The 22,798-nt window shown below is 37.9% G+C and carries 18 protein-coding genes; all 18 read right to left on the reverse strand.

Annotated features, from left to right (window positions below):
* Positions 1-220: 220 nt before the first annotated feature.
* Complete coding sequence (locus CKO50_RS14560; RefSeq protein ID WP_095728736.1) at positions 221-2,332, reverse strand: YjbH domain-containing protein; 2,112 nt, start codon at positions 2,330-2,332, stop codon at positions 221-223.
* A gap of 102 nt (positions 2,333-2,434) precedes the next feature.
* Complete coding sequence (locus tag CKO50_RS14565; protein ID WP_095728737.1) at positions 2,435-3,394, reverse strand: DHHA1 domain-containing protein; 960 nt, start codon at positions 3,392-3,394, stop codon at positions 2,435-2,437.
* A gap of 21 nt (positions 3,395-3,415) precedes the next feature.
* Positions 3,416-4,012, reverse strand: a complete 597-nt coding sequence (gene cysC, locus CKO50_RS14570) for an adenylyl-sulfate kinase (protein WP_095728738.1) — start codon at positions 4,010-4,012, stop codon at positions 3,416-3,418.
* 86 nt (positions 4,013-4,098) lie between these two features.
* Complete coding sequence (locus CKO50_RS14575) at positions 4,099-5,826, reverse strand: SLC13 family permease (protein ID WP_095728739.1); 1,728 nt, start codon at positions 5,824-5,826, stop codon at positions 4,099-4,101.
* Between the two features lie 28 nt (positions 5,827-5,854).
* On the reverse strand, positions 5,855-7,153 hold the full coding sequence (locus CKO50_RS14580) for a lipopolysaccharide biosynthesis protein (RefSeq protein WP_095728740.1): 1,299 nt from the start codon (positions 7,151-7,153) through the stop codon (positions 5,855-5,857).
* Positions 7,154-7,187: 34 nt separating this feature from the next.
* A complete protein-coding gene (locus CKO50_RS14585) occupies positions 7,188-8,579 on the reverse strand; it encodes an undecaprenyl-phosphate glucose phosphotransferase (protein WP_095728756.1) in 1,392 nt (463 codons plus the stop codon).
* Between the two features lie 186 nt (positions 8,580-8,765).
* Positions 8,766-10,181 (reverse strand): phosphomannomutase, encoded by a 1,416-nt coding sequence (locus CKO50_RS14590; RefSeq protein WP_095728741.1) that lies wholly within the window; start codon positions 10,179-10,181, stop codon positions 8,766-8,768.
* A 3-nt stretch (positions 10,182-10,184) separates the two neighbouring features.
* Complete coding sequence (locus tag CKO50_RS14595; protein ID WP_095728742.1) at positions 10,185-11,594, reverse strand: mannose-1-phosphate guanylyltransferase/mannose-6-phosphate isomerase; 1,410 nt, start codon at positions 11,592-11,594, stop codon at positions 10,185-10,187.
* Between the two features lie 5 nt (positions 11,595-11,599).
* Positions 11,600-12,073: a GDP-mannose mannosyl hydrolase gene (locus CKO50_RS14600; RefSeq protein ID WP_095728743.1), complete on the reverse strand. Its 474-nt coding sequence runs from the start codon at positions 12,071-12,073 to the stop codon at positions 11,600-11,602.
* 10 nt (positions 12,074-12,083) lie between these two features.
* Positions 12,084-13,049 carry a GDP-L-fucose synthase gene (locus tag CKO50_RS14605; RefSeq protein WP_176474677.1) on the reverse strand — a complete coding sequence of 322 codons (966 nt, stop codon included), beginning with the start codon at positions 13,047-13,049 and terminating at the stop codon, positions 12,084-12,086.
* A 68-nt stretch (positions 13,050-13,117) separates the two neighbouring features.
* Positions 13,118-14,236 (reverse strand): GDP-mannose 4,6-dehydratase, encoded by a 1,119-nt coding sequence (gmd, locus tag CKO50_RS14610; protein WP_095728745.1) that lies wholly within the window; start codon positions 14,234-14,236, stop codon positions 13,118-13,120.
* Positions 14,229-15,476: a WcaI family glycosyltransferase gene (locus CKO50_RS14615; RefSeq protein ID WP_095728746.1), complete on the reverse strand. Its 1,248-nt coding sequence runs from the start codon at positions 15,474-15,476 to the stop codon at positions 14,229-14,231. Before CKO50_RS14615 ends, gmd begins: the two co-directional genes overlap by 8 nt.
* Positions 15,477-15,478: 2 nt before the next feature.
* Positions 15,479-16,594 carry a glycosyltransferase family 4 protein gene (locus CKO50_RS14620; RefSeq protein WP_095728747.1) on the reverse strand — a complete coding sequence of 372 codons (1,116 nt, stop codon included), beginning with the start codon at positions 16,592-16,594 and terminating at the stop codon, positions 15,479-15,481.
* Positions 16,591-17,364, reverse strand: a complete 774-nt coding sequence (locus CKO50_RS14625) for a sulfotransferase domain-containing protein (RefSeq protein ID WP_095728748.1) — start codon at positions 17,362-17,364, stop codon at positions 16,591-16,593. Before CKO50_RS14625 ends, CKO50_RS14620 begins: the two co-directional genes overlap by 4 nt.
* Positions 17,361-18,644, reverse strand: a complete 1,284-nt coding sequence (locus tag CKO50_RS14630; protein ID WP_095728749.1) for a hypothetical protein — start codon at positions 18,642-18,644, stop codon at positions 17,361-17,363. The genes CKO50_RS14625 and CKO50_RS14630 overlap by 4 nt, the downstream gene beginning before the upstream one ends.
* Positions 18,641-19,897 carry an O-antigen ligase gene (locus CKO50_RS14635; protein ID WP_095728750.1) on the reverse strand — a complete coding sequence of 419 codons (1,257 nt, stop codon included), beginning with the start codon at positions 19,895-19,897 and terminating at the stop codon, positions 18,641-18,643. Before CKO50_RS14635 ends, CKO50_RS14630 begins: the two co-directional genes overlap by 4 nt.
* Before the next feature lie 747 nt (positions 19,898-20,644).
* Positions 20,645-21,238 (reverse strand): hypothetical protein, encoded by a 594-nt coding sequence (locus CKO50_RS14645; RefSeq protein WP_095728752.1) that lies wholly within the window; start codon positions 21,236-21,238, stop codon positions 20,645-20,647.
* Positions 21,225-22,658, reverse strand: a complete 1,434-nt coding sequence (cysN, locus tag CKO50_RS14650; protein ID WP_095728753.1) for a sulfate adenylyltransferase subunit CysN — start codon at positions 22,656-22,658, stop codon at positions 21,225-21,227. Before cysN ends, CKO50_RS14645 begins: the two co-directional genes overlap by 14 nt.
* Positions 22,659-22,798: the final 140 nt, after the last annotated feature.

Below are 22,798 nucleotides of genomic sequence, written 5' to 3' on the forward strand. Positions count from 1 at the left end.
CACATCGCGACGTAAAGTCGCTGCTACGAATACATAATCCGCGGTAAGTGCGCCGAAACACCTCTCCCGTAGCAGCGGGTTTATCCCGCGACAAGCACATCGCGACGTAAAGTCGCTGCTACGAATCCATAATCTGCGGTAAGTGCATCGAAACACCGCTCCCGTAGCAGCGGGTTTATCCCGCGACAAGNTACATCGCGACGTAAAGTCGCTGCTACTGTCATCTGTAAGTTAGATACGCTTCTCGTAATCTTGCCAAATTGCTGTAAATATAACTACTCGACAAGCGCCCTTGATTAAGGAATGTCTTATCCAAATTCACAGGTGTTTTAATTGAATGTCCACGACCAATAGCCAATTGATTGTGTGATTCACCAATACGTGTACTTACTTCATGGCGCCAAGCTTCATTCCCTTTTATCTGGCCATAACGGATCGGTGCCATATCTTTACGTGGAGTAAGTGGGATGCTAAATGCAATACCTGCGACTTGTACATCGGTATCCTGGGCAAATATTGAGATATAGCTATCGCCAAACCAGAAGCGAGTTTCTAGTTTTACACCGCTATCTTCATAAAAGAATCGACCTGCCGTTGCATGAAAACTTACGTCCTGCTCAACCCAGTTATAACGATAAGACAAAGTTTGATAGTCTCTATCTAAGTCATAGTCATCATATTCTAAATAACCAATTTCAGCATTAAGCTGGTGACGACCGTTTTCACTAAGCCAAGTCGTTTCGTTTTTAATACCGGTATAGTCGTTAAACTCTTTAAAGAAGCCAATATGGGTTTGGTTATAAATTCCATAAGGTAAATCTAACGTTTGATAGATTGTCGCTTGCGTAACACCACTGTCTTTTGCAAAGCGCCCATATGCTTTACCATTCTCATAATCACTGGTTTTCGCAACTTCAGTCTCGGCACTAATACTTACACCGCCACCATACCACATGGGCAATTCTACATCGGCTCGAATTGCGAGAGAGAAGTCATAAACTCCAACTTCAGTCGCGAAATGTGAATCTAGTGATGGCCCTATCGTTACACGCGGTTTAAAATATGGACTGTTAGCTTTAGGCATTCCCACCCAAGACACACTACCAATCGGATCCATCTCTCCGCGGCGAATATCCATATCTGGCGTACTGCTGGTATTGATAAACTCACGGTAATTATCGATATCACCGCGCACAGAAAGCATTGGAATACCACGGTTTAATAACTGAATCGTATATTTAGCCTCAGGCTCATCTATATGCTCAGCAATACGACCAAGCACAAGGCCAATGGCGTCTATATCGTTACGATTAAAAACATAGTTTTCAAAGCTTACAACAATATGCGGGTCACGATTAAAGCCCACGCTAATCGCCTCTAAGCCATCGTCGATTAGTGCATTTTTAAGTTCTCGAGTTTGCAGCGTTAGTGACTTTCTATATTCATCACGCTCAGTCACTTCTTTTTTGGCCTCTTCAAGCGGCTTGTGTGCCAACTCTCGTTGCTGTTGATAGTGCGCTTCAAATGCAGCCTCACGCTTTTTATGGTTATCTAAAATCGGTGCTGGTGCTGCTTCTGTTGGATCATTTAGCTTAGCCTGCTCAAAAAGCGGCATCGAAAAGTTAACTCCCCAGAAGGTATCCTTTTCTGCGTGATCGGTATTACTGTAAAACTTGCTGGTTAACGTGAGTGTACCTACATCGTAAATCCACTCTTTAGGTACAGTTAAACGTAAGCCCGCATTCACTGCATCCGCATCATGCTCAACCTGCAATGCAAACCAATCTAACGGCTGCCATTCAATACCCGCAAACGCACCATCCATCTGACCATTTAGTTTATCACTTGTTGCAACCCCTGCAGAAAACCTAAAATTACGCCACTCCTTAGAGCCTGCAACGTAATAAGTTTCATAAAAATTAACAGCGCCCCCTAAATCTTTTGCGCCAATAGCTAAATCAAACCAGCCTTTTGGGATATAAGGAATTTGATACTTTAAATTAAATGAAAGATCCCTGATCTGTCCACGGCCCTCAGAAAACAGGTTTTCATGCATTGTATTTGTAGCAATTAAACCACTCACCTCAAGACCATCAAATAGACCAGCGGAGAAAATAAAGTTATGGCCATCAACAAAGGTACGATTGTTATCAAAAAGCTGATTATTGTAACCAAAGTTTACATGACCTTTCTCTAACACTTCAGCTGTTGGAGTATTAAATAGGCCGGTATACCCAGAAAAAGACTGAAAAGAATCTAGACGCTCACTAGCCATTGCTGGCAAGCAACACATTGATAAGCTGCCTAGCATAATAAAGTTCGATTTAAGCATATCCCTAGTCCACATAAGAGTTTTTGTAATTTTATCGCCAAATAAAACTTGGCTATGTAAGTTGGCTTAGACTAACACAGATGAAGATACGTTAGTAAATGATTAGGTTTTGTAATAGCCTACAAGTATTTCTATAAAAAGGTCTAATTGCTCCGCTTTCAGCTCATTTATACCAGCCGCGGCCTCACGGCCACCACCGGTTGTAAATTGGCTGCATACATGGGCTGCCCCTTGTTTGTTACTTAATGGCGCTCTCACACTAACAGTGTAACTACCTTTATTGTTATATGTAATAACAGCATGCGCTTTGTGTGGTGTTTTATTCGCGAGTTCATTGCCTAGCACACCGCTTACTCGTCGAGACCAAGCTTTGTCGTCTAATAGAATCACTTTAGTAAAATGGCACTCATGAAGTACTTGAGCTGACTCTGCACTCAGCATATCTGCCTTATAGGCTCTTTCGAGTTGATAATAGACTGACTGTTTATCTGCAATTAGCTCAAAGGGAGATGTATATGGCAATAAAGCGTTAAATAATGCTACAGGGTGAAAGTGCAAGTCTGTTATCTCGCTACCATAACCATTATAATTAATGTAAGTTCCAAGCGCTTTTAACTTAGACTTTTCTTGCTCTGTTAAACCCAAAACATCAGCTTCTCTATTCGCTTTGCCAATTAAATTATCGCCGTATGCTGCAGTAATAGCCCACAAATGAAAGCGCCTATTTAATATATCGCTTACAATTAAGCTCGTACATACATCGGGGTCCAGATTGATATGAGCAAACAGATTACAATGTTCCGGAATAGTACCAGCCCTATGATGATCTACATACATAACGCGCGCGCCAACAGACAACGCATGATAGAGATCCGGCTTGTTCTTCTCCATAGACACATCAAGCACACGAATATTGTCACCTGCCTTTGGCGTTATTTTTTTCATTAGCTCAATATCGCGCTTTACTCCTGTGATCTTTATACTGTCGACAGGATTCGCCAGTTGGAGCTGTAACAGCGCGATAATGCCATCGGCATCGCCATTAAAAATATCGTAATACATATATGTTCTTACTTGAAAAATTTAGGTAATAATCTGCTTTTGATGTAGGTACTTTATAACTTGCTCTACGCATTGTTTAACACTTTGCTCTGCTGTTTTTAAATGCAGCTCAGGCCTTGTTGGTATATCAAATATTGAATCAATTCCAGTAAAATTTGGTATTTCTCCTGCTCTCGCTTTTTTATAAAGCCCTTTTGGATCACGGCTCTCGCAGACCTCTAAAGGAGTATCGACAAACACCTCAATAAACTCACCTTCTTCCATAAGGTTACGCGCCTGCTCTCTGTCTTGTTTAAATGGTGAGATAAACGCAGTAGAGACAATCACTCCAGCATCAACAAAAAGCTTGGCTACTTCACTGATCCGACGAATATTTTCAACCCTATCGTCATCGCTAAAAGTCAACCCTTTGTTTAATCCTAAGCGCACATTATCGCCATCAAGAAGATAAGTGTGGCACCCTAACTCAAATAATCTAGCCTCTACTGCATTGGCAATTGTTGATTTACCAGAGCCGCTGAGCCCGGTATACCATAGCAATACAGGCTTATGTCCTTTATGTGCTTGTTTTTGTGCTTTTGATACAGTCTGAGGGTGCCATACAATATTTTCTGTCATCGCTTTTCCAGATTCTAGCTTCTTTGAAATGATATTTATTTACAATTTCGCAACTTTGACTCATTAATATTGCCTATATTCTTCCCTTAGAATGGAAAAAATATAGGAATTAAAGCCAGTACAACCACACTGTATGTGATAGAGACAGGTAGGCCAAACAGTACGAAGTCCTTTAATTTATAGTTTCCGGCATTGTATACCATTAAGTTTGTTTGGTAGCCATAGGGGCTCATAAAACTACCGCTGGCAGCAAATACTACTGCCAATACAAATGGTAAATAGCTGACTTCCAATCCCTGAGCAATAGCAAAGGCAATTGGAAATGTTAATGCTGCAGCTGCATTATTGGTAATTAGCTCTGTAAACAACAGCGTGAGAATAAAAACACCAATAAAAGCCACATATGCGCTTTGCTCAGATAAAAGAGATTTAAACAGCTCAGCTATTAACAAAGCAATTCCCGTGTTATCTAAAGCTGTTGCTAAGGTAAGAGCACTCATTACTATTAGCCACAATTCAAGAGGGAACCGTCGCTTTATTTCATTAAGAGATAAGCATCTGCTCGCTATTAGTATCGCTAAATAAAAAATAAAACACTTTAATAGACTTATGTTTAGTACTAATGCTCCCCCAAGAGTAACAACAAACCCCCAAGTAACAATTCGTTCTTTTATGCCTGAAAGCATATTTTCTGCTTTTACACCATTGAGTATAAAGAAGTTTTTAGTAAGATTAGTACGTTTAGCAAAATCAGGGCCCACGGCCAAAACTAAAAAGTCTCCTGCCTGAATTGTCACGTCACCTAGCTTTCCTGAAAGCTTTTCACCTTCTCGCCTAATCGCAACGACGGCAGCATCAAATCGAGCCCTAAAACCAGCCGTCTTTAATGTTTTTCCTACAACCGCAGCACCAGGTTTAACGACCACTTCGGTTAGATTTTCACGAAGTAACCCGTCTTTTTCTGCAAATAGTGTTAACCCTTCAAACTGCTGCAGCACTAAAATTTTAGTGATATCTCCTGAAAAAATAAGCTTATCTCCTTCGCGGATAAGATGCGAAGGAGTAACTGGAGATATCAACTTACTTTCTCTTACAATCTCTACTAAAAACAATGACTCTAAACTTCTTAGACCATTTTGCTCTACTGTTTTACCAATAAGCGCTGAACCTTTATTAACTTGTGCTTCTACAAAATAGTCGGCCACCTCAGCAGAATCGTTAACTTTGCCATTTAAACGCTTGACGGTAAACCCAATAACCACCATACAGGCAGCAACAGCGGTGAGACCGATGGGAAGAAAGTCAAAAAAAGTAAACCCATCAACACCTCGCTCAATCAGCATTGAGTTAACGATCAAGTTTGTAGATGTGCCGATGAGAGTTAATGTTCCACCCAAAATAGCGGCATACGACAGCGGCAATAATAGTTTATTCGGGGCTATTAGCTTGTTGTTTTTAACTGGGCTAATGAGCGTAGCTATCACCGCAGTATTATTTAAAAAACCAGATGCCAGCACTGTGGCCAGTAAAGTACGTACGTAAGATTTAACTACCGAGCCATTGAAAAGCACATTGGCAAGCCTACGCAAAAAGCCTGTGCGTTCAAAAGCAAATGCACACACCACAAGTAACAGCAAAGTAACCAAACCTGGGTTGACGGCATTAGCAAGTAATTGTTCGGTAGATACTAATGAAGTTGCAAAGCAGGTTAAGCTCGCCGCTGCAAATACTCGTTCAGGGAAGTGTTGATATTTAATTAACCCCACAATGGTTGATAAAAAAATAACCACCATCAACCATTGTTCTAAAACCATGCAAACATCCTTATTCCTAACTTACAACTTAAATCTTCTGCCAGAATTTTAAGGTATTAAAATTCAAGCGTTTTTTAACAAAATAAACAGCTAATAAATTTTGCAAGCTTATAAAAAAGCTTGTAGCTATTGCAGCCCCAATTGCCCCATATAACTTTGTAAAAATAGGCACGCTAATTAAAACACCAAAACCGCTAATAAGTGTGACCAAACGCATATCGCGTTCATGACCAGTCATTTGCAATAGAAAACCAACTGAACCTGTTACAACATTAACGGCTTGCCCCAATACTAGTATTTGTAAAATAGCGGCCCCTTGCTTAAACTCCTCACCAAATAATCCCATTAAAAATTTAGGAAATAGCAGCATAACCAATACAATTGGAAAAGCACTGACCACTAATAATCGCACTGAAAATAGTGCAGTTTTACGAATTCCCTCAAGATCACCTTTGCTATTAAAGGCGGAAAATTTAGGAGCAACAACTAGGTTTACTGCCATTAAAACGAAAGAGGTTAATAAAGCGATACGCTGAGCTATGCTAAAATACGCAACTTGCTCAGAGACTAAGTAGATTCCAATAATTATTGGTGTAGCCCATTGAGCTGACTGACTCATTACTATAATTACCCAGTTAGGTCTCGCACTGTGCCACAGCTTTTTAGGGTCAGGCTTTTCGCCATTATTATTTAAGCTTTTAATGCTAATCCAGTAAAAAAAGCTGGAGGTCACCCCTAGCGATAAACTCAAATAAAGTGCTGCGGTACTGGCTGATTTTACAGAAAACACAATAACCGCCGCACCACACAGCATAAAATGAGCTATGTTTTGACAAGGGATACTTGCAATCAGTTTATGGCGAGCTTGCAAACTCATTGCTATTAAAAGTACAAAACTCAGCCCAATTATCGCTGGCGCTATATATTGCAGTGTTTCACTAAGCTCAGGCTTTTTAAATACAACTATTGAGAGCCATGGTGCTAAAAGGTAGCTTATTACCGAAAGTACACCTGAAACCGCGACAACATACTTCAGAGAAAAATTCAAAATTGCCCTCACTGTATGACCAAAGCAGGCATTTGATGAAGTAAAACGTAATATAGTATTTTCAAAGCCAAGGTTTGCTATTGCTGATAACAGCATCACATATGAAAAGCCCAGGAAAAAATAACCTGCTTGCTCTGCCCCTAACTGTTTTGCAATGATTAAATTAAACAGAAATGCAGTACCTGCACCTACAATACGAATAATCAAAGCTAAAGCTGCGTTAATAGCCGTGTGGCGATGTTCGGCATTACTAAAAATGGATTTTAAGTTAGTAAGCATGTACTTCTCATTTATCCGCCCCGTTGCCAAGTTATCAATACGCGTTTTTGTTTACAAAACCTTTAAATATAGTTAAGAACACTATTTTCAAATCAAGCAATAAGGACCAATTACGAATGTAATCTAGGTCAAATTCGATGCGCTTTTCCATCTTATCTAATGTATCGGTTTCTCCGCGCCAACCGTTAATTTGTGCCCAACCAGTGATGCCTGGTTTTACCTTATGCCGTAGCATATAACCATCGACCAGTTTACGATATTCTTCGTTATGGGCAACAGCATGGGGCCTTGGCCCTACAATTGACATACTACCTTGGAGTACGTTTATAAACTGAGGCAACTCATCTAAACTGGTTTTGCGAATAAATTGGCCTATAGGGGTAAAACGCCTATCGTTTTTGGTTGCTTGAGTCACCTTAGCGCCGTCTTCCATTACATTCATTGAACGAAACTTCCAGACTTTTATGGGTTTACCATCAACTCCATAACGATTTTGCTTAAAGAATATTGGACCTTTAGAGGTAAACTTAACCGCAAGCGCTAAACCGAATAAAACAGGTGATATAAGTATTAAAATAAGCATAGAGAGTACAATGTCTTCAACACGTTTAATAATTGCATTGCTACCATCAATCGGAGAGTCATAAATACTTATGGTAGGAATGCCAACAATTGAATCACTTCTCGCATGAAGCAACTGGTAGGTATAAATATCAGGTACAATATAAACACTTGCGGTGCTATCAGACAACTCTTTGACCAACCAGTTTCTTCTTTCATAAGCATGTGGGGGCAAGGCAATATAAACACGGTCAATCCCCCCTTCTTTACACTCTTTAATAAGTAGCTCCAAGTTACCGAGCGTTTGAGCAGCAACAACATTGTCTTCCGATCGGTTATCGTCATAATACCCGCTGAAAACCAAACCAAAACTAGAGTGCGTAACAATAGTATTTGCTAATTTCTGCCCTAAATGTCCCGCGCCAGCGATAACAACAGTTCGCGTGTTGATTCCCTGAGCTCTTAATAACCTCAATAATAAGCGCAAAATTACTCTATATGTAGAGAGGCTCAGGATTACAAGTACAAACCAACTGAGTTGTAGTCCTGCAGGCTCAAGGTATTGGGGCGCTAAGAAGTAAACGCTTAAAAATAAGGTTGCCACACACACACACCAATGAGAAACCACCTTCTTAAGCTCTTTGATAATTGACAAGCCTCGCCATGAAATATAGAGCTCATCTAACTCACTGGTAAAGTGAAACAAAAAAACGGCAAGTAAAGCGGCGGTTGTATGTTGAATTAGCCAAGGTAAACCTTCAAGCGTGACGGCTACCCATAAGCAGCTTACTATTATTACAATATCTAATACTCGCTGAACAAATGCGATTACCGTTGAATTATTTTGCAAAATACCTTTATTCATTTTTGCGCAAATCTCTGATCTACCATTGGAATAGAAGCTAACCATGAAGCCTAGCTAGCCTTCTTGCTTGATTGCCTATTATTTTACTTAAACATAAAGTAAAACAAAAAATATAGTAGAAGATAGTTCCTTTACTACAATTTATCTATGATTGAAGGGGGCACCTCCAGCGAATACTATTACTCTTTAGTAATTTATTCTTGATCTTACATATTTTAAAGCTCCGTCAACCAACACAATTGCTTCTTTTTCAGAAGCCGATTCTGCGTAACATCTCAGCTCAGGAGCGTTCCCTGAAGGCCTCAAATGCACAATACCTCCATTCTCTGCACTGAGCCTCAACCCATCTGTAGTACAGATTAACTGAGCTCCCCCCATTCCCAGCTTGGCTAGCAGTATATTTGGATTTGCACTTAACTCGGCAATTAATGTATTACTATTCTCTGTCGCAAAGTCTTTTAGCCTACTACTTGCAGTAAAGCGTTGTGGTAACGCTGTTAGCAAGCTTGCTATGCTATCACCCATTGCTGCTACAATCAGCGCAGGAAGTACTGCATCTCTTGTTGGCAGCGCTTTAAGTACTTTACCCTTAAGATCTAAGTCACTCGACAGTAAATAGCCACCATTTGCTTCAAAACCTGCTACTCTCGCGTAAGTTTTGTTTAACTCTGAAAAAGCTTCAATTACATAGGGTGAACCAATCTTTGTTCTGGCCACTGCTTTGAAGCTACCTGATAACTCTATCGCGGTGTTACAGCTAACAGGTGTTGCAAGCGCTTCAATTGAAAGTGCTTGACTACAAAGCAGGCCCAAAATATCACCTCTTAACCACTCACCGTTTTCACCTGCAACTAGCGGCCTGTCACCGTCACCATCAGTTGAGAACAGCATATCTAAGTGGTATTTACGTACCCACTCTTTGGCTCTTTGTTTATCCTCTTCAGATACAGCTTCAGTATCAATTGGGATAAACTCGTCACTACGCCCCAGACAAATAACTTCGGCCCCCAGTTGCTCGAAGAGTGATTTATAAATATCTCTACCCGCACTCGAGTGCTCATAAATACCCACTCTTTTACCTGCTAGTATTTCGCTATCAAATAGATTTGTATATCGAGCGGTATAGGCATTTTTTGCTTTATCACTTGTTGGTAAACTGATATCGGCTAGATTCAATTCAGAAAAATTAAAATCAGTAGAAAGAATAGCTTGTTCATCTTGCTTGGTGATTTCACCATCAGGGCGGTAGAACTTTAAACCATTTCTGTCAAATGGAATGTGGCTACCTGTAACCATAATGCAAGGCATATTGTCTTGCATCGCTGTATAAGCAAGTGCTGGTGTTGGTACCACACCATAATAAACAACCTCTATTTTAAGTTGTTTTAAACCTGCTGCGCAGGCTTTAGCGATATCAAAACTGCTTGGCCGGTTATCTATCGCAATGGCCACTGTATTAAATGCGAACTCACCTCTAATGCTCTGAACAAATGCAATTGAAAAGGCTGCACACACTTCTGGTGTAAAGTCGACAACGAGACCCCTGGCACCACTGGTACCAAATGCAATACCACTTGTTTGAATTACTGACTTTGTATTCATTACTTAACCTTTCACTCTTCCGTAGCGGTCTTCAAAGCGCACAATATCATCTTCACCTAAGTACGAACCAGACTGCACTTCAATAAGCTCTAGGTCAACTTTACCTGGGTTTTCTAATGCATGAACCGCAGTAATAGGGATGTAAACCGATTCATTCTCCGTGACGAATTGCTCTGTATCATCAATTTGTACTTTTGCAGTACCAGAAACCACAATCCAATGCTCGGCTCTGTGATGGTGCATTTGCACAGATAGTTTTGCACCTGGTTTAACCGTAATACGTTTTACTTGGAAGCGCTCACCGTTATCTACCGAGTCGTATTTACCCCAAGGGCGATATACTTCACGGTGAAAGGTTACCTCTGAGCGATTAAATGCTTTTAATTGGCTTACTATTTCTTTTACTTTTTGAGACTCATCTTTGTGCGCAACTAACACAGCATCTTTAGTATTAACAATTACTAGATCTTCTACGCCTACTGTGGCAACCAACTTGTCTTCACCAAATACTAGCGTGTTTTTTGTATCAACAGATTTAACGTCACCGATAAAAGCATTGCCGTTTTCATCTTGCTCAGACACTTCCCATAGCGCAGCAAAACCACCTACATCACTCCAGTTTGCATCCATTGGCACCACAACTGCATCTTTCGTGTGTTCCATGACTGCATAATCAACTGATTCATCTGGACATGCTTCAAATGCTTCTTTATCCACTCGTACAAAATCCATATCGTTATTTTGTATTTGAACTGCTTTTTTACATGCTTCATAAATGTCAGGGCGAAATGCTTTTAACTCCTCCAAATAGCGACTCGCTTTAAATAAAAACATGCCGCTATTCCAGTAATAGTCGCCACTTGCGATATATTCTTGCGCTGTTTCAAGGTTTGGTTTTTCGACAAAGCTATCAACAACAAAACCGTGCTCAACCTCAGCACCACGCTTAATATAGCCATAACCCGTCTCTGCCGTATTGCCGACGATACCAAAAGTCACTAATTTACCTTGGTCTGCTAACAATGTTGCTTTGTTAACACTTTCTTGGAATGCTATTTGATTCTCAATTACATGGTCAGCAGCTAAAACGAGCAATAATGCCTCTTGACTGTTTTCAACTGCTTTAAAGGCAGCTAATGCTATTGCTGGTGCGGTATTACGACCTACAGGCTCTAAAAAAATGCCATTATGCACCACGCCTATTTGACGAACTTGCTCAGCAGCGATAAAACGATGTTCTTCGTTACAAATTAACATCGCAGGTGCATGTTCAAGACCATTTAATCTTAAAATAGTCTCTTGCAACATGGTGTTTTCACCATGCAATTTCAAAAACTGTTTTGGGTAGTTACCGCGTGACAATGGCCATAAACGTGTACCTGAACCGCCCGCCATGATGATAGGTAGTATCATATTCGTTATCCCTGAGTATTCTGTAATGCTTCAAAGTACCATTTTGTATGCTTATGAACTTTTTTATCTTTTAATAGGCTGTCTATATCGAACCATTGATATTTACCATGCTGAATATCATGTGGTAAGTCACTTAGCGGTTTGCTCAGCCTTAAGATATAAGCAATGGCAACATAATGTGTATTAAAACCATCGCCAAAAACGTTATCATCATAAAAATGGTCATAAGGCCCTAAAAAACTCGCTTCTGATAGTGAAAATGCCTCACCAAGCTCTTCTTTAGTTAACCTTTCAAATGCCTCTGCAAGCGATTCATTTTTTAAAATCCGTCCGCCAGGCACAAACCAATTCCCTTGTGCTGGTTTATTTAGCCGCTCACCCAACAGGGCGTGGTTATTTTCATCTAATATAACCAAATCGATTGAAACAAGTGGCGCGCTTTCTATTACTGTCGAAAACGTATTTTTATCTAGAAACATCCTATGTTCTCTATTTTCTAAAATTATCTTGGTTTGCTAAAAACCACTCATATGTACCTTTTAGACCTGCCTCTAGGGAAATACTATATTCCCATCCCAACGACTTAAGACGAGACACATCCATCAATTTACGCGGTGTACCGTCAGGCTTAGTCACGTCAAACTCTATAGCACCTTCAAAACCAACTACTTTCGCAACGGTTTCAACAAGCTCTCTAATTGTACAGTCTACGCCTGTACCTACATTTATATGGCTTAACATCTCTTGTGTATTTGCACTGTATGTTTCTGAATCTAAGTTCATTACATGAATTGATGCTGCTGCCATGTCATCTACATGCAAAAATTCTCGCATCGGCTTGCCTGTACCCCATGCAACCACTTTGTCATCAACTGCTAATTTAGCTTCATGAAAACGACGTATAAGTGCTGGAATAACATGTGAGTTTTCTGGATGGAAGTTATCATTTTCACCATACAGATTAGTTGGCATGACAGAGCGGTAATTACGGCCATATTGACGATTATAAGATTCGCACAGTTTGATACCTGCAATTTTAGCTATCGCATAAGGCTCATTAGTAGGCTCTAGCCCCCCAGTTAAAAGAGCAGTTTCTGTTATCGGTTGCCCTGCAAATTTAGGGTAGATACAACTTGACCCTAAAAACAGTAAATCATTAACACCAGATAAATGCGCGCTATGGATAATGTTATTTTGAATTGTTAAGTTCTCATAAATGAATTCTGCCGGATAAGTATTGTTCGCTACAATCCCACCTACTTTTGCCGCTGCAAGATATACTTGGTCTATTTGATTCTCTTCAAAAAATGTACGAACCGCCTGCTGGTCCAACAGGTTTAACTCCGCTCTGCTTTTTGTAATAACCTTAATATCATCAGATTGCTTTAACTTTCTAACAATTGCACTGCCAACCATACCATTATGGCCTGCGATAAAAACTGTTTTAGAACTCATTTCTTTATCCATTATAAAACCCAGCATAAGCTGGGTTGTCATTTTATTTCTGACTTACTGCTCTGAGATTACTCTACTGAAACATTCACATCATAGCCGTGAGACTTTAATAATGCATGCTGCTTAGCTTTAGCTAGGTCATGTTGAACCATTTCTGCACACATTTCTTCTACAGTAATCACTGGCTCCCAACCTAACTTCTCTTTCGCTTTAGTTGGGTCGCCTAGCAATGTTTCAACTTCTGCTGGGCGGAAATAACGCGGATCTACACGCACAATCACGTCACCTACTGATAGTGCCTGTGCGTTATCACCTTCAATCGCAACCACGGTTGCTATTTCATCAACGCCTTCACCGCTGAACTCAAGCGTAACACCCAGCTCTTTTGCCGATAAAGACACAAACTCCTTTACTGAGATTTGCTTGCCTGTCGCGATTACAAAATCTTCCGGTGTATCTTGCTGAAGCATCATCCACTGCATGCGCACATAGTCTTTTGCATGACCCCAGTCACGTAGCGCATCCATATTACCTAGATATAAACACTTCTCTAGACCTTGTGAGATATTCGCAAGACCGCGTGTGATTTTACGCGTTACAAACGTTTCGCCACGACGAGGGGATTCGTGGTTGAATAAAATGCCATTACATGCATACATACCATAAGACTCACGGTAATTTACCGCAATCCAATACGCATACATTTTCGCGACAGCGTAAGGTGAGCGAGGGTGGAAAGGTGTAGTTTCCTTTTGTGGGATCTCTTGTACCTCACCATAAAGCTCGGACGTAGAGGCTTGATAGAACTTAGTCTTTTTCTCTAACCCAAGAAAACGGATTGCTTCTAACAGACGTAACGTACCAATCGCATCTACATCTGCTGTATATTCTGGGGCTTCAAACGATACAGCTACATGGCTTTGGGCACCTAAGTTGTAAACCTCATCTGGCTGTACTTCTTTTAAAATACGGGTTAGATTTGATGTATCTGTCAAATCACCATAATGCAAAAAGAACTTAGGGTTTTCTTCATGTCTGTCTTGATAGATATGATCTACACGCTCTGTATTAAAGCTCGATGCACGACGTTTAATACCATGCACTTCGTAGCCTTTTTCTAGCAAAAACTCCGCTAAATATGACCCATCTTGTCCTGTTACACCTGTGATTAAGGCTACCTTAGTCATTATCTTTTCCCTTTACTACCTTATCTATATCGCTTGCAAAGCGCTCAATTATATTATTACCGTCTAAATTTTTGACCGCATAGTTACGGGCAATCATATTTGGTTTACTTGTATCTGTTGCTAGTACTGTTTTTAAACCTGCAACAAACTCTTTTGTATTTTCAGGCCCAACTCTTGTATAGATACCAGGATTGGCTTGCTCAATTTTACCAAGCTCTGTAGTTACTTCTGCAGTTACTATTGCATCTCCTCCAGCTGATAATATATTGGTTAACTTAGATGGCAAAACTGCATCTGCTGCTCCCTTCCTTTGTACAACCAAATGAACATCTGCCATAGACAACATTGCAGGCACATTTTCCCAGTCTTGAAGGGGTTTAAAGTAAACATTGTCTAAGTTACTAGCTTTTGCTAGTTCTTTTAAGGTATCCACATAAGCGCCAGCGCCAACAAAAACAAACTTTACAAACTTGTCATCTTCAAAACTTTTTGCTGCCTCTATTACAATTTCAAGGCCTTGTTTTTGACCAATATTACCCGCATAAAGCACAATTTTATCTGTTTGAGTAAAGCCCCACTCTTTGCGTAAAGCAGAGCCATCGGTTTCAGGCGTTACAAAGTTGGTATCTGCCCAGTTAGGAAAAAAAAGCAGCTTTGATTTATTGACCCCTTTATACTCTGCATTTTCAAGCATACTGTAAGAAATGCTAGAGACTACATCAAACTTTTTCATTAGCCAAGATTCTATTCTCCTCACGGTCCGCGTAATCCGTTCCCCACTTACCATGCCGAGACCAAACATAGCATCTATTTCAAAATCTTGAATATGCATTACTGTTTTTACACGAAATAGTTTTGATAATAACAATGTAGAAGGCGCACAAAACAAAGTCGGTTGCACTAAAAAAATTACATCAGGCTTATTTTTGATAAACTTAATTAGTAAAGCAATGCTAGATGACACTGCAAATGTACTAAGGTGGATGAGCCTCTTGAGTGTATTCAACTTTCCTGGAACATATAGAGGGCAGCGAATTATACTTACACCATTAACAAACTCTTTTTTATACATATAGCTTTTATATTGCTGGTCTACCTCCCACTCAGGGTAATAGGGAGGAGCTACAATAGCTCCAACTTCAACTCCATTCTTTTGAAGTCTTTCAGCCATTTCACCATTATATTTACCGATACCAGTTAACTCAGGGGAGTAATTTAAGCTAATCAAAAGTAATTTCATTTTTAACTCTCTACCATGGTTAAATATACAGAAGAGGCAAATTTCTCCTCGTCAAACTCTATGGCTGTTTCAAAGGCAGAATTAACAATACGAAGTTTATCTTTCGGGTTTTTAATAAGCTTCACCAAGCATTCATATGTGGAGTCCACAAGCTCTTCCACATTAACTAACGCCCCATTTTCATCATTTTTGATTAAATCAGGTATTCCACCAATAGGAGTCGTTACAACACAACACTTACTGATCATCGCCTCCAACAAAACTAAAGGCAGGCCCTCTTGTTTATATGTTGTAGGGAAGAGAAAATAATCTGCATCAGCGAATAACTTGTATTTATCAACCCCACTGACTAGACCATGATATAAACCATCGAGCTGCTGTGAATTTAAAAATTTCTCAACATATCTAATAGCTTTATCATCCCCCCCTCCTGCAATATCAAGAAAGACATCATAACCAGCCAAAGCTAGTTTTTCACATGCATCTAAAGCTATTTTGTAACCTTTTTCCTCTATCATGTTACTTAAAAAGAGAAATTTAATTTTGCTTTTAGCTTCTGAATTTTTCTCTTGTGAATCTTTTATAGTTAGATAATCAAAAAGCCCAGAGTCAAAAAAGTTGAATATGACCTTAGTGTTCACAAGCAAGAAACTGCGTTTATACTCAAGCTCCAATACTTCGGTTAAAAAAATATGAGTATCAACATAAGAAAGAACTTTAATTACAAATAGATTATATAAATATGAAAAGCCTTTACGCTCATTAACTAATCTAGCACCATGGTAGTGAAAAACTATTTTTCTTCTAAAAAGCTTCCCAAAAAAAACAAAAACTGAAAATCGAACAAATCCGAACTTACTTAGCCCTGGGGTCATATACAAAACATTAGAAAATAGCAGAACTTTAAAAAAAACAAAATATACAGAAAACATTTTTAAAATTTTTTTAAAACTAAAGCTACCAGCATATTTAATCCCCCCACCCTCTAAATTTGTATCTAAAACCTTATATTTAACACCTTCAATATCCATCCATTTTTTTAAACATAAATTACAATTTAGTTCCCCAGACACATCACCAGAAAAGGTACCAATCAGAGCAATATGGTCAGTTGTCATAATGGCAACCTTTTATTCATGAGTTTTTGATACACTTCTGAAGTTGAAGATAAAATATAATTCCTTATCTCATCTTCTATTTGACCGTGACGTCCATCTTTATTACCGACAAAGTTGTATTCAGCATTTTTTTTGGAAGGATCGCCTGATTCTTTTTCTATTCTGGCCATATTCTCTCGACTGGAAGCAATTATTGCCCGCTCTAAAACCTCATCATCAATTTCGAAGCCTAATTTTTTATATATAGTTTTCAAACCAATGAATTGATTTTTTATAAGTTCATCATAAGATACAAAAACTGCGTCCTTATGCCTCATCCAAGTGTCATGAAAGTAAAGCCAACTATCAATACCAACCCGAGGGGAGTTAAGAAATGGAAGAAAACCCTTATAACTTTTTCCTTGTTCATTTTTCATGTAATCAAAATAAGACTGAAAAGTTTTAACTGGCTCTCTAAAAAGCACAACAACAGGGTACTTATTGAATCCGCTAACATTATAAAAATGTGTTTTCAAAAATGTAGGAGCTTTCTCCGATTTCACGACCCCCTCAAGGCATCTATTTCCTCTTATTTCAGGAGAAAGGTAACGTATTGAATGAAAATCAACTGGATCTATTTTAGCAAAACTTGCGAGAATATTTGAAGTTACGAATCTAAACCAAGTATTACCTGACTTTGGGAATGAAGCCAAAACAACACATGAAAAGTCTTGATTTTTAGGAACCTCAAAACTACCGCGAACAAAACGTTCAATGTAATCAACTATCATATCCACCACCAAAAGAGCATACTCAAAACTAAAATTAAAATTAGAAACCTATAGTATAAAATAAAATAAGATGTTCTGTAAAAATTCCCCCCTCTCATTATTGAATAAGATAAAACCAAAACGATATAACTCGACATTAGCTTATATTCTTTTGCCATTTCAATGAAGGAATCATATAAAAGAATCCATAAAAAAGTTAAACTAAAAGCGATGAACAAAATAGCAATTTCTAAAAAAAAACGTCGCTGCAAGGTTATAAAAAAACCAAAACTTGAAAGTCCACCGACAAAAGCCTGCGCCACCATAACCCCAAAAACTTGTTTATAATTAATAGCGCGACCTACATCGCCAAATATATTAAGAATAAAATCTGAAAAAAATAAAAAAAACAGAACAGAAAGAAAAGAAAAACACACATAAAAAACAGTACTATTTATTAATATTCTCCTTTCAATAACATCGTTTTTTTGATGACAACTGGCTAAATCAGCATTATAAAAATTACTTAATGCTAGAATGGGAATCATAGTCAATAAAGCTAGCCTCAAGCTTAAACCAAACTGAACAACTTCATCATTTTCTGTAAAGAATGGACTAATCAACATAACGAAGTTTTGTAAAAAAAAATAGCAAAATGCCATCACACCGAATTTATAGGCAATACTAACAGTTTTTATCACACCAACAATGGAGAAAAAATAAAACCTTATTAAATTCGAATAACGACAGTATAAATAAAAAGAAATTACAATTAGCGGAAGCAAGAATATATAAAAAATAGCAACCGCTTTTTCCCACCCAGTTGCTCCATAATCAAACTGTATAAAAACAATCAAACCTATCAATCTAGTTAAAGGATATAAGAATTGAATATAAAAAATTTTTATATCCGATCTTCCTAAAGACTGATGCAATGTCAATTGAACGGTTAAATATGAAAGCAGAACAGAAGAAAGTACCATTATACTGAAAAGTAACATTAACTCACTAGAGAAAATTAAGCTTATAGAAACACTAATTAACGTAACAATAATAAATAAAGAGTTAAGAGCTAAATACTCTCTTAAAACACTTAATTTAGAGTCATTTTTACTACAAAAGCTCAATATGTATGTATCATATCCAAAAACAAACAGCATAGGTAAAAAAGATATAAATGATAAAGAATAAAGATATGTTGCATTACTATCCTCACTAAGATACCTTGCCGCAAGTATTGTAGTAAAAAAGACTATCGCCGCTCGAAATAAAGAGTAACAAACCCCCATTATTTTGTTCAAGAAAGCTCCTCTTTAGTATTATCAATAAAAAAAGACATATATAATAAAGAAATAAAACTTAATTCAAATCTAAAAAAGTAATAAGTTTCAAACAACCCCATTATAAATACACAGGAAAAAGCCAACAAAATGTGCAGCCCAGATGATTTAAAAACCTTTAACAGTGCCTGAAACCAAAAAATAAAATATAATGAAATACTCATCAACCCGCCATGGGCAAGCAATTGAAAAAAATCAGAGTGAGGATGATATAGTGTGAAACCATAGATTGAAAACATAACATCTTCTCGATAATCTACAATATCTTCTATAGTTAGATCTCTCCATTGCCAAACACTGTAAAACCCGTTACCAAAGAAAATTGTTGTCCAATCTTCCAACCAAGCAGAAATCGCTGTGAAATAAGTATACGTCCTCCCTTCAGCCAAAAGGCGCTGGAACCTATCAAGTGAGATTACGCTATTAGAAACTAAATTATTTATTATGTAAAAGACAACTAAAAGCACTACAAGTAATCCAATCTGTGTTTTTAACTTTCTAAAATCCATGGAGAAAATAAATACGATAATCACAGATAATATGGCAACTCTTGAACCTGTACCAGCAATACCTACAAAACATAAAGCCAAGAACATCTTGTCATATAAGCATATTGGGGCTCTTCTTTTCTTATAAAAATTAAGTATAAATACGAAAGCAATAGTTAAAACATACCCACCCGTTGACACATAGTATAACGGCCCTTTAGCTCTACCAACCCCAAGCTCCTCTGCAGAGCTTCCAAAATCACCACGAACACCGAAGTCAATAACAGATATGAAAACATAAATAACAGATATGATACACAACCAACGAGATAGAATAAGCAGAGTATATTCAAAGTTCCTTATTCTAGAAAAATACAAAACCACTAAAATAAGCGAAAACATATTTACTAATGTTGTTGCCGCAGCGTAAAAATACTCCACCCTTTCAAATTGAACAAAAAAAACTGAAATAAATAGATTAATAACAAGCAATAATAACCAAGAAAAAACCCTATCACTCTCTGTTAAGTAAAATTTAAACTTCCCTTTAATTATAAACCCTACAATTGGGATTATAGCTACAAGTAAAAAAAACAGTTCTCTAAGCCTAAATACGCCACCAAATTGATCAAAAAGAACTGACTTACTTAAGGGAACTAATGACCAATAGAAAACCAGTAAGAATAAAGTAAATTCTTTAATACCAACAATTTTATATGATTTCATTATAGTCACAGGTAACTAGTTGCCACTTTGTTTGCTTTATATACTTCTTTAGAAAGAAAAAGGAAACATATAAAGGCAGGACCCCAAAGCATATAAAAACATAGACACAAAAATATTGTGAACGCAGAAAATACATTCAAATACCGTATCAACCATAAACTATTCATCATTTCAGACTTTCTTAGGATATACGTAAAAACTTTTGGCTGTAAAACTAAAAAGTAAAATACAAGGAAATATAAAATCAAATAAAAAAAATCTATACTGACAAAAAAACAAGATACAAAAGGTACAACTGCTCTCATAACACTTAGAAAGTAATATGTATAAACTCTATTTTTTAACTTAATTCTATTATGATAGTAATAAACAATCATCATTGATAAAGATCCAAAAAAGAATGAGTAATCAACACCATAATAATTATAAAAAACCATCAAAAAAGGAAGTAACAATAAAATTCTGATACCGAAAAAAAAGCCAACATTAATTACTTTACCTTTTAACCTATCCTTCTTTCCTTTTCCCTCCTTGTGCGCTAGTCTATCATTATCAAAATAGCCGATTTCATAAAAAAACATAAAAAAAGCAGTATAAACAATAAAATCTATAACCAAAATAGACTCTAGATTATTATCTAAAGAGTAGACATAAATTAGAGGTAAGGATATGTAATATACAAACCATTCGCAAAGCTTTTTCAGATTCAACCGTGATTTATACCAATACAATAAAGGAAAATACATTTCAAAATTGGATATAGTAGAATTCATCGAAGCACTCCTTATGGATATAATCTTCTTTATTATCAGAATAAAAAATTTTATACCTCTCTTGATATAGGGATAAAAGAATAGCCGCTTTATTGTCTAAAATGGAGCTACCAAAGCCATTAACAACATTATCCTTACCAATGTAAATATCTCGACAACAGACATCTGTAGCTCCAATTTTATTCTTTAATGCTTCGACTAAAAAAGGCATAGCAGCAGAAGCAAGAACGACTTCACAATAGCAATTTTTATTCTCTAGCAACTTAAGATTAATTTTACCTTCTTCAAAATTAAAATCCCAAAAATCTTTGCTTTTTTCATTTAAGTAAGAAATATTCATTCCTTGAAAAAAAAGCACTTCTAGTTTATCATTTTTTTCTTTAAATTTTTTAGGACTAATCCCCCCTAAGCGTCTCAAAACTCGATTAGATATTTTTTTAAATCTGAATTTTAGATAGTTGCACTTATTTTCATACTTTATAAAACTTATAAAATCAAGGGTCGAATTCCCTTTATATATAGTTCCGCAAACGTCTAATATTAAAGTTTTATTCTCAAAAGATTTCATCACATCCCCACTCAGGGTAATACTCGCGAATATATTTATTCAAAGCAATTTCGGCTTCTGTATATGTACGGGCTGCGGGCTGCGGGCTGTGGGCTTCGAGCATTGTATTTGTGATCATACCAGCACCCACCGTTACATTGGTTAAGCGATCGATAATAATGAACGATCCCGTCCCCACTACTTGGCTATATTGATCAATTACCACTGGTGCAGCAGTCTCGATAATACAATTAGCAATTTCGTTTAATTGTAATTCGCTAGCATCAAGTTGCTCTAGGGTATTTACATCAATACGGTAGTTAATATTGCTGATTTTACCAAAGGTGTTTTTAGTACCAATTTTAAGCTCGTACTCTTTGCCTGGTTGCATTGCAGCATCAGCCATCCATACGATGGTTGCTGCAAAGTTTGAACTGGTTGTAGGTAGCTGTTTTTGGTCTGCAGTTGATCGTACAATTACATCACCACGCGAAATATCAATTTCGTCTTTTAAAGTTAATGTAACTGCTTGGCCAGCAAAGGCGCTTGGTAAATCGCCATCCGCTGTAACAATACGCTCTACTGATGATGTTTTACCTGATGGGAATGCCGTGATTTGGTCGCCTACGTTAATAATACCACTGGCAATCGTGCCGCAAAAACCACGGAAGTCTAAGTTAGGGCGATTAACATACTGTACAGGTAAGCGGAAGGTATCTAGATTCTTGTCATCGCTAATGGTTACTGTATCAAGTAACTGCATAAGGGTTGAGCCAGGGTACCAGTCTAGGTTATTACCTTTATCAACAACGTTATCGCCTTTAAGCGCAGAGATTGGCACAAAACGCACATCGGGAATATCTAATTGCTCAGCAAAGGCTTTGTAATCAGCTTTAATTTGGCGGTACACATCTTGACTGTAATCAACCAAGTCCATTTTATTAATCGCTACTATTACATGTTTTAAGCCAAGTAGTGATGCTATATAGCTGTGGCGTTTAGTTTGTGTTTGTACACCTTTACGGGCGTCAATCATCACAATGGCTAGGTCGCAGTTAGATGCACCGGTTGCCATGTTACGTGTGTATTGTTCGTGTCCAGGGCAGTCAGCAATAATAAACTTACGCTTTTCGGTCGCAAAATAGCGGTATGCTACATCAATAGTAATGCCTTGCTCACGTTCCGACTGCAAGCCATCTACAAGTAATGCTAAATCAAACTCTTCATCTGTGGTATTAAATTTTTTTGAGTCGTTTTTGATTGCCGCCATGTGATCTTCAAAAATTAATTTTGAGTCATGTAATAAACGGCCAATTAACGTTGATTTACCGTCATCAACATTACCACAGGTTAAAAAGCGCAGTAGATCTTTGTTTTCGTGTTGTTTTAAGTAACCTTCGATATCTGTTTCAAGAAGGTTTGGTTTAGTTTGGTTGGTCATTTTAAGTCCTTACTTAAGCTACGGGCTACGAGCTACGAGCTACGAGCTACGAGCTGCGAGCTACGGGCTGCGAGCTACGGGCTACGAGCTACGAGCTACGAGCTGCGGGCTACGAGCTACGAGCTGCGGGCTACGAGCTA

Source organism: Pseudoalteromonas sp. HM-SA03 (genome assembly GCF_002289345.1).
GTDB lineage: Bacteria > Pseudomonadota > Gammaproteobacteria > Enterobacterales > Alteromonadaceae > Pseudoalteromonas.

What these genes read in the sequence shown, in the direction of transcription:
- CKO50_RS14560 (WP_095728736.1), bottom strand. Translation starts at nt 2,332, where the DNA reads ATGCTTAAATCGAACTTTATTATGCTAGGCAGCTTATCAATGTGTTGC.
- CKO50_RS14565 (WP_095728737.1), bottom strand. Translation starts at nt 3,394, where the DNA reads ATGTATTACGATATTTTTAATGGCGATGCCGATGGCATTATCGCGCTG.
- cysC (WP_095728738.1), bottom strand. Translation starts at nt 4,012, where the DNA reads ATGACAGAAAATATTGTATGGCACCCTCAGACTGTATCAAAAGCACAA.
- CKO50_RS14575 (WP_095728739.1), bottom strand. Translation starts at nt 5,826, where the DNA reads ATGGTTTTAGAACAATGGTTGATGGTGGTTATTTTTTTATCAACCATT.
- CKO50_RS14580 (WP_095728740.1), bottom strand. Translation starts at nt 7,153, where the DNA reads ATGCTTACTAACTTAAAATCCATTTTTAGTAATGCCGAACATCGCCAC.
- CKO50_RS14585 (WP_095728756.1), bottom strand. Translation starts at nt 8,579, where the DNA reads ATGAATAAAGGTATTTTGCAAAATAATTCAACGGTAATCGCATTTGTT.
- CKO50_RS14590 (WP_095728741.1), bottom strand. Translation starts at nt 10,181, where the DNA reads ATGAATACAAAGTCAGTAATTCAAACAAGTGGTATTGCATTTGGTACC.
- CKO50_RS14595 (WP_095728742.1), bottom strand. Translation starts at nt 11,594, where the DNA reads ATGATACTACCTATCATCATGGCGGGCGGTTCAGGTACACGTTTATGG.
- CKO50_RS14600 (WP_095728743.1), bottom strand. Translation starts at nt 12,073, where the DNA reads ATGTTTCTAGATAAAAATACGTTTTCGACAGTAATAGAAAGCGCGCCA.
- CKO50_RS14605 (WP_176474677.1), bottom strand. Translation starts at nt 13,049, where the DNA reads ATGAGTTCTAAAACAGTTTTTATCGCAGGCCATAATGGTATGGTTGGC.
- gmd (WP_095728745.1), bottom strand. Translation starts at nt 14,236, where the DNA reads ATGACTAAGGTAGCCTTAATCACAGGTGTAACAGGACAAGATGGGTCA.
- CKO50_RS14615 (WP_095728746.1), bottom strand. Translation starts at nt 15,476, where the DNA reads ATGAAATTACTTTTGATTAGCTTAAATTACTCCCCTGAGTTAACTGGT.
- CKO50_RS14620 (WP_095728747.1), bottom strand. Translation starts at nt 16,594, where the DNA reads ATGACAACTGACCATATTGCTCTGATTGGTACCTTTTCTGGTGATGTG.
- CKO50_RS14625 (WP_095728748.1), bottom strand. Translation starts at nt 17,364, where the DNA reads ATGATAGTTGATTACATTGAACGTTTTGTTCGCGGTAGTTTTGAGGTT.
- CKO50_RS14635 (WP_095728750.1), bottom strand. Translation starts at nt 19,897, where the DNA reads ATGAAATCATATAAAATTGTTGGTATTAAAGAATTTACTTTATTCTTA.
- CKO50_RS14645 (WP_095728752.1), bottom strand. Translation starts at nt 21,238, where the DNA reads ATGAAATCTTTTGAGAATAAAACTTTAATATTAGACGTTTGCGGAACT.
- cysN (WP_095728753.1), bottom strand. Translation starts at nt 22,658, where the DNA reads ATGACCAACCAAACTAAACCAAACCTTCTTGAAACAGATATCGAAGGT.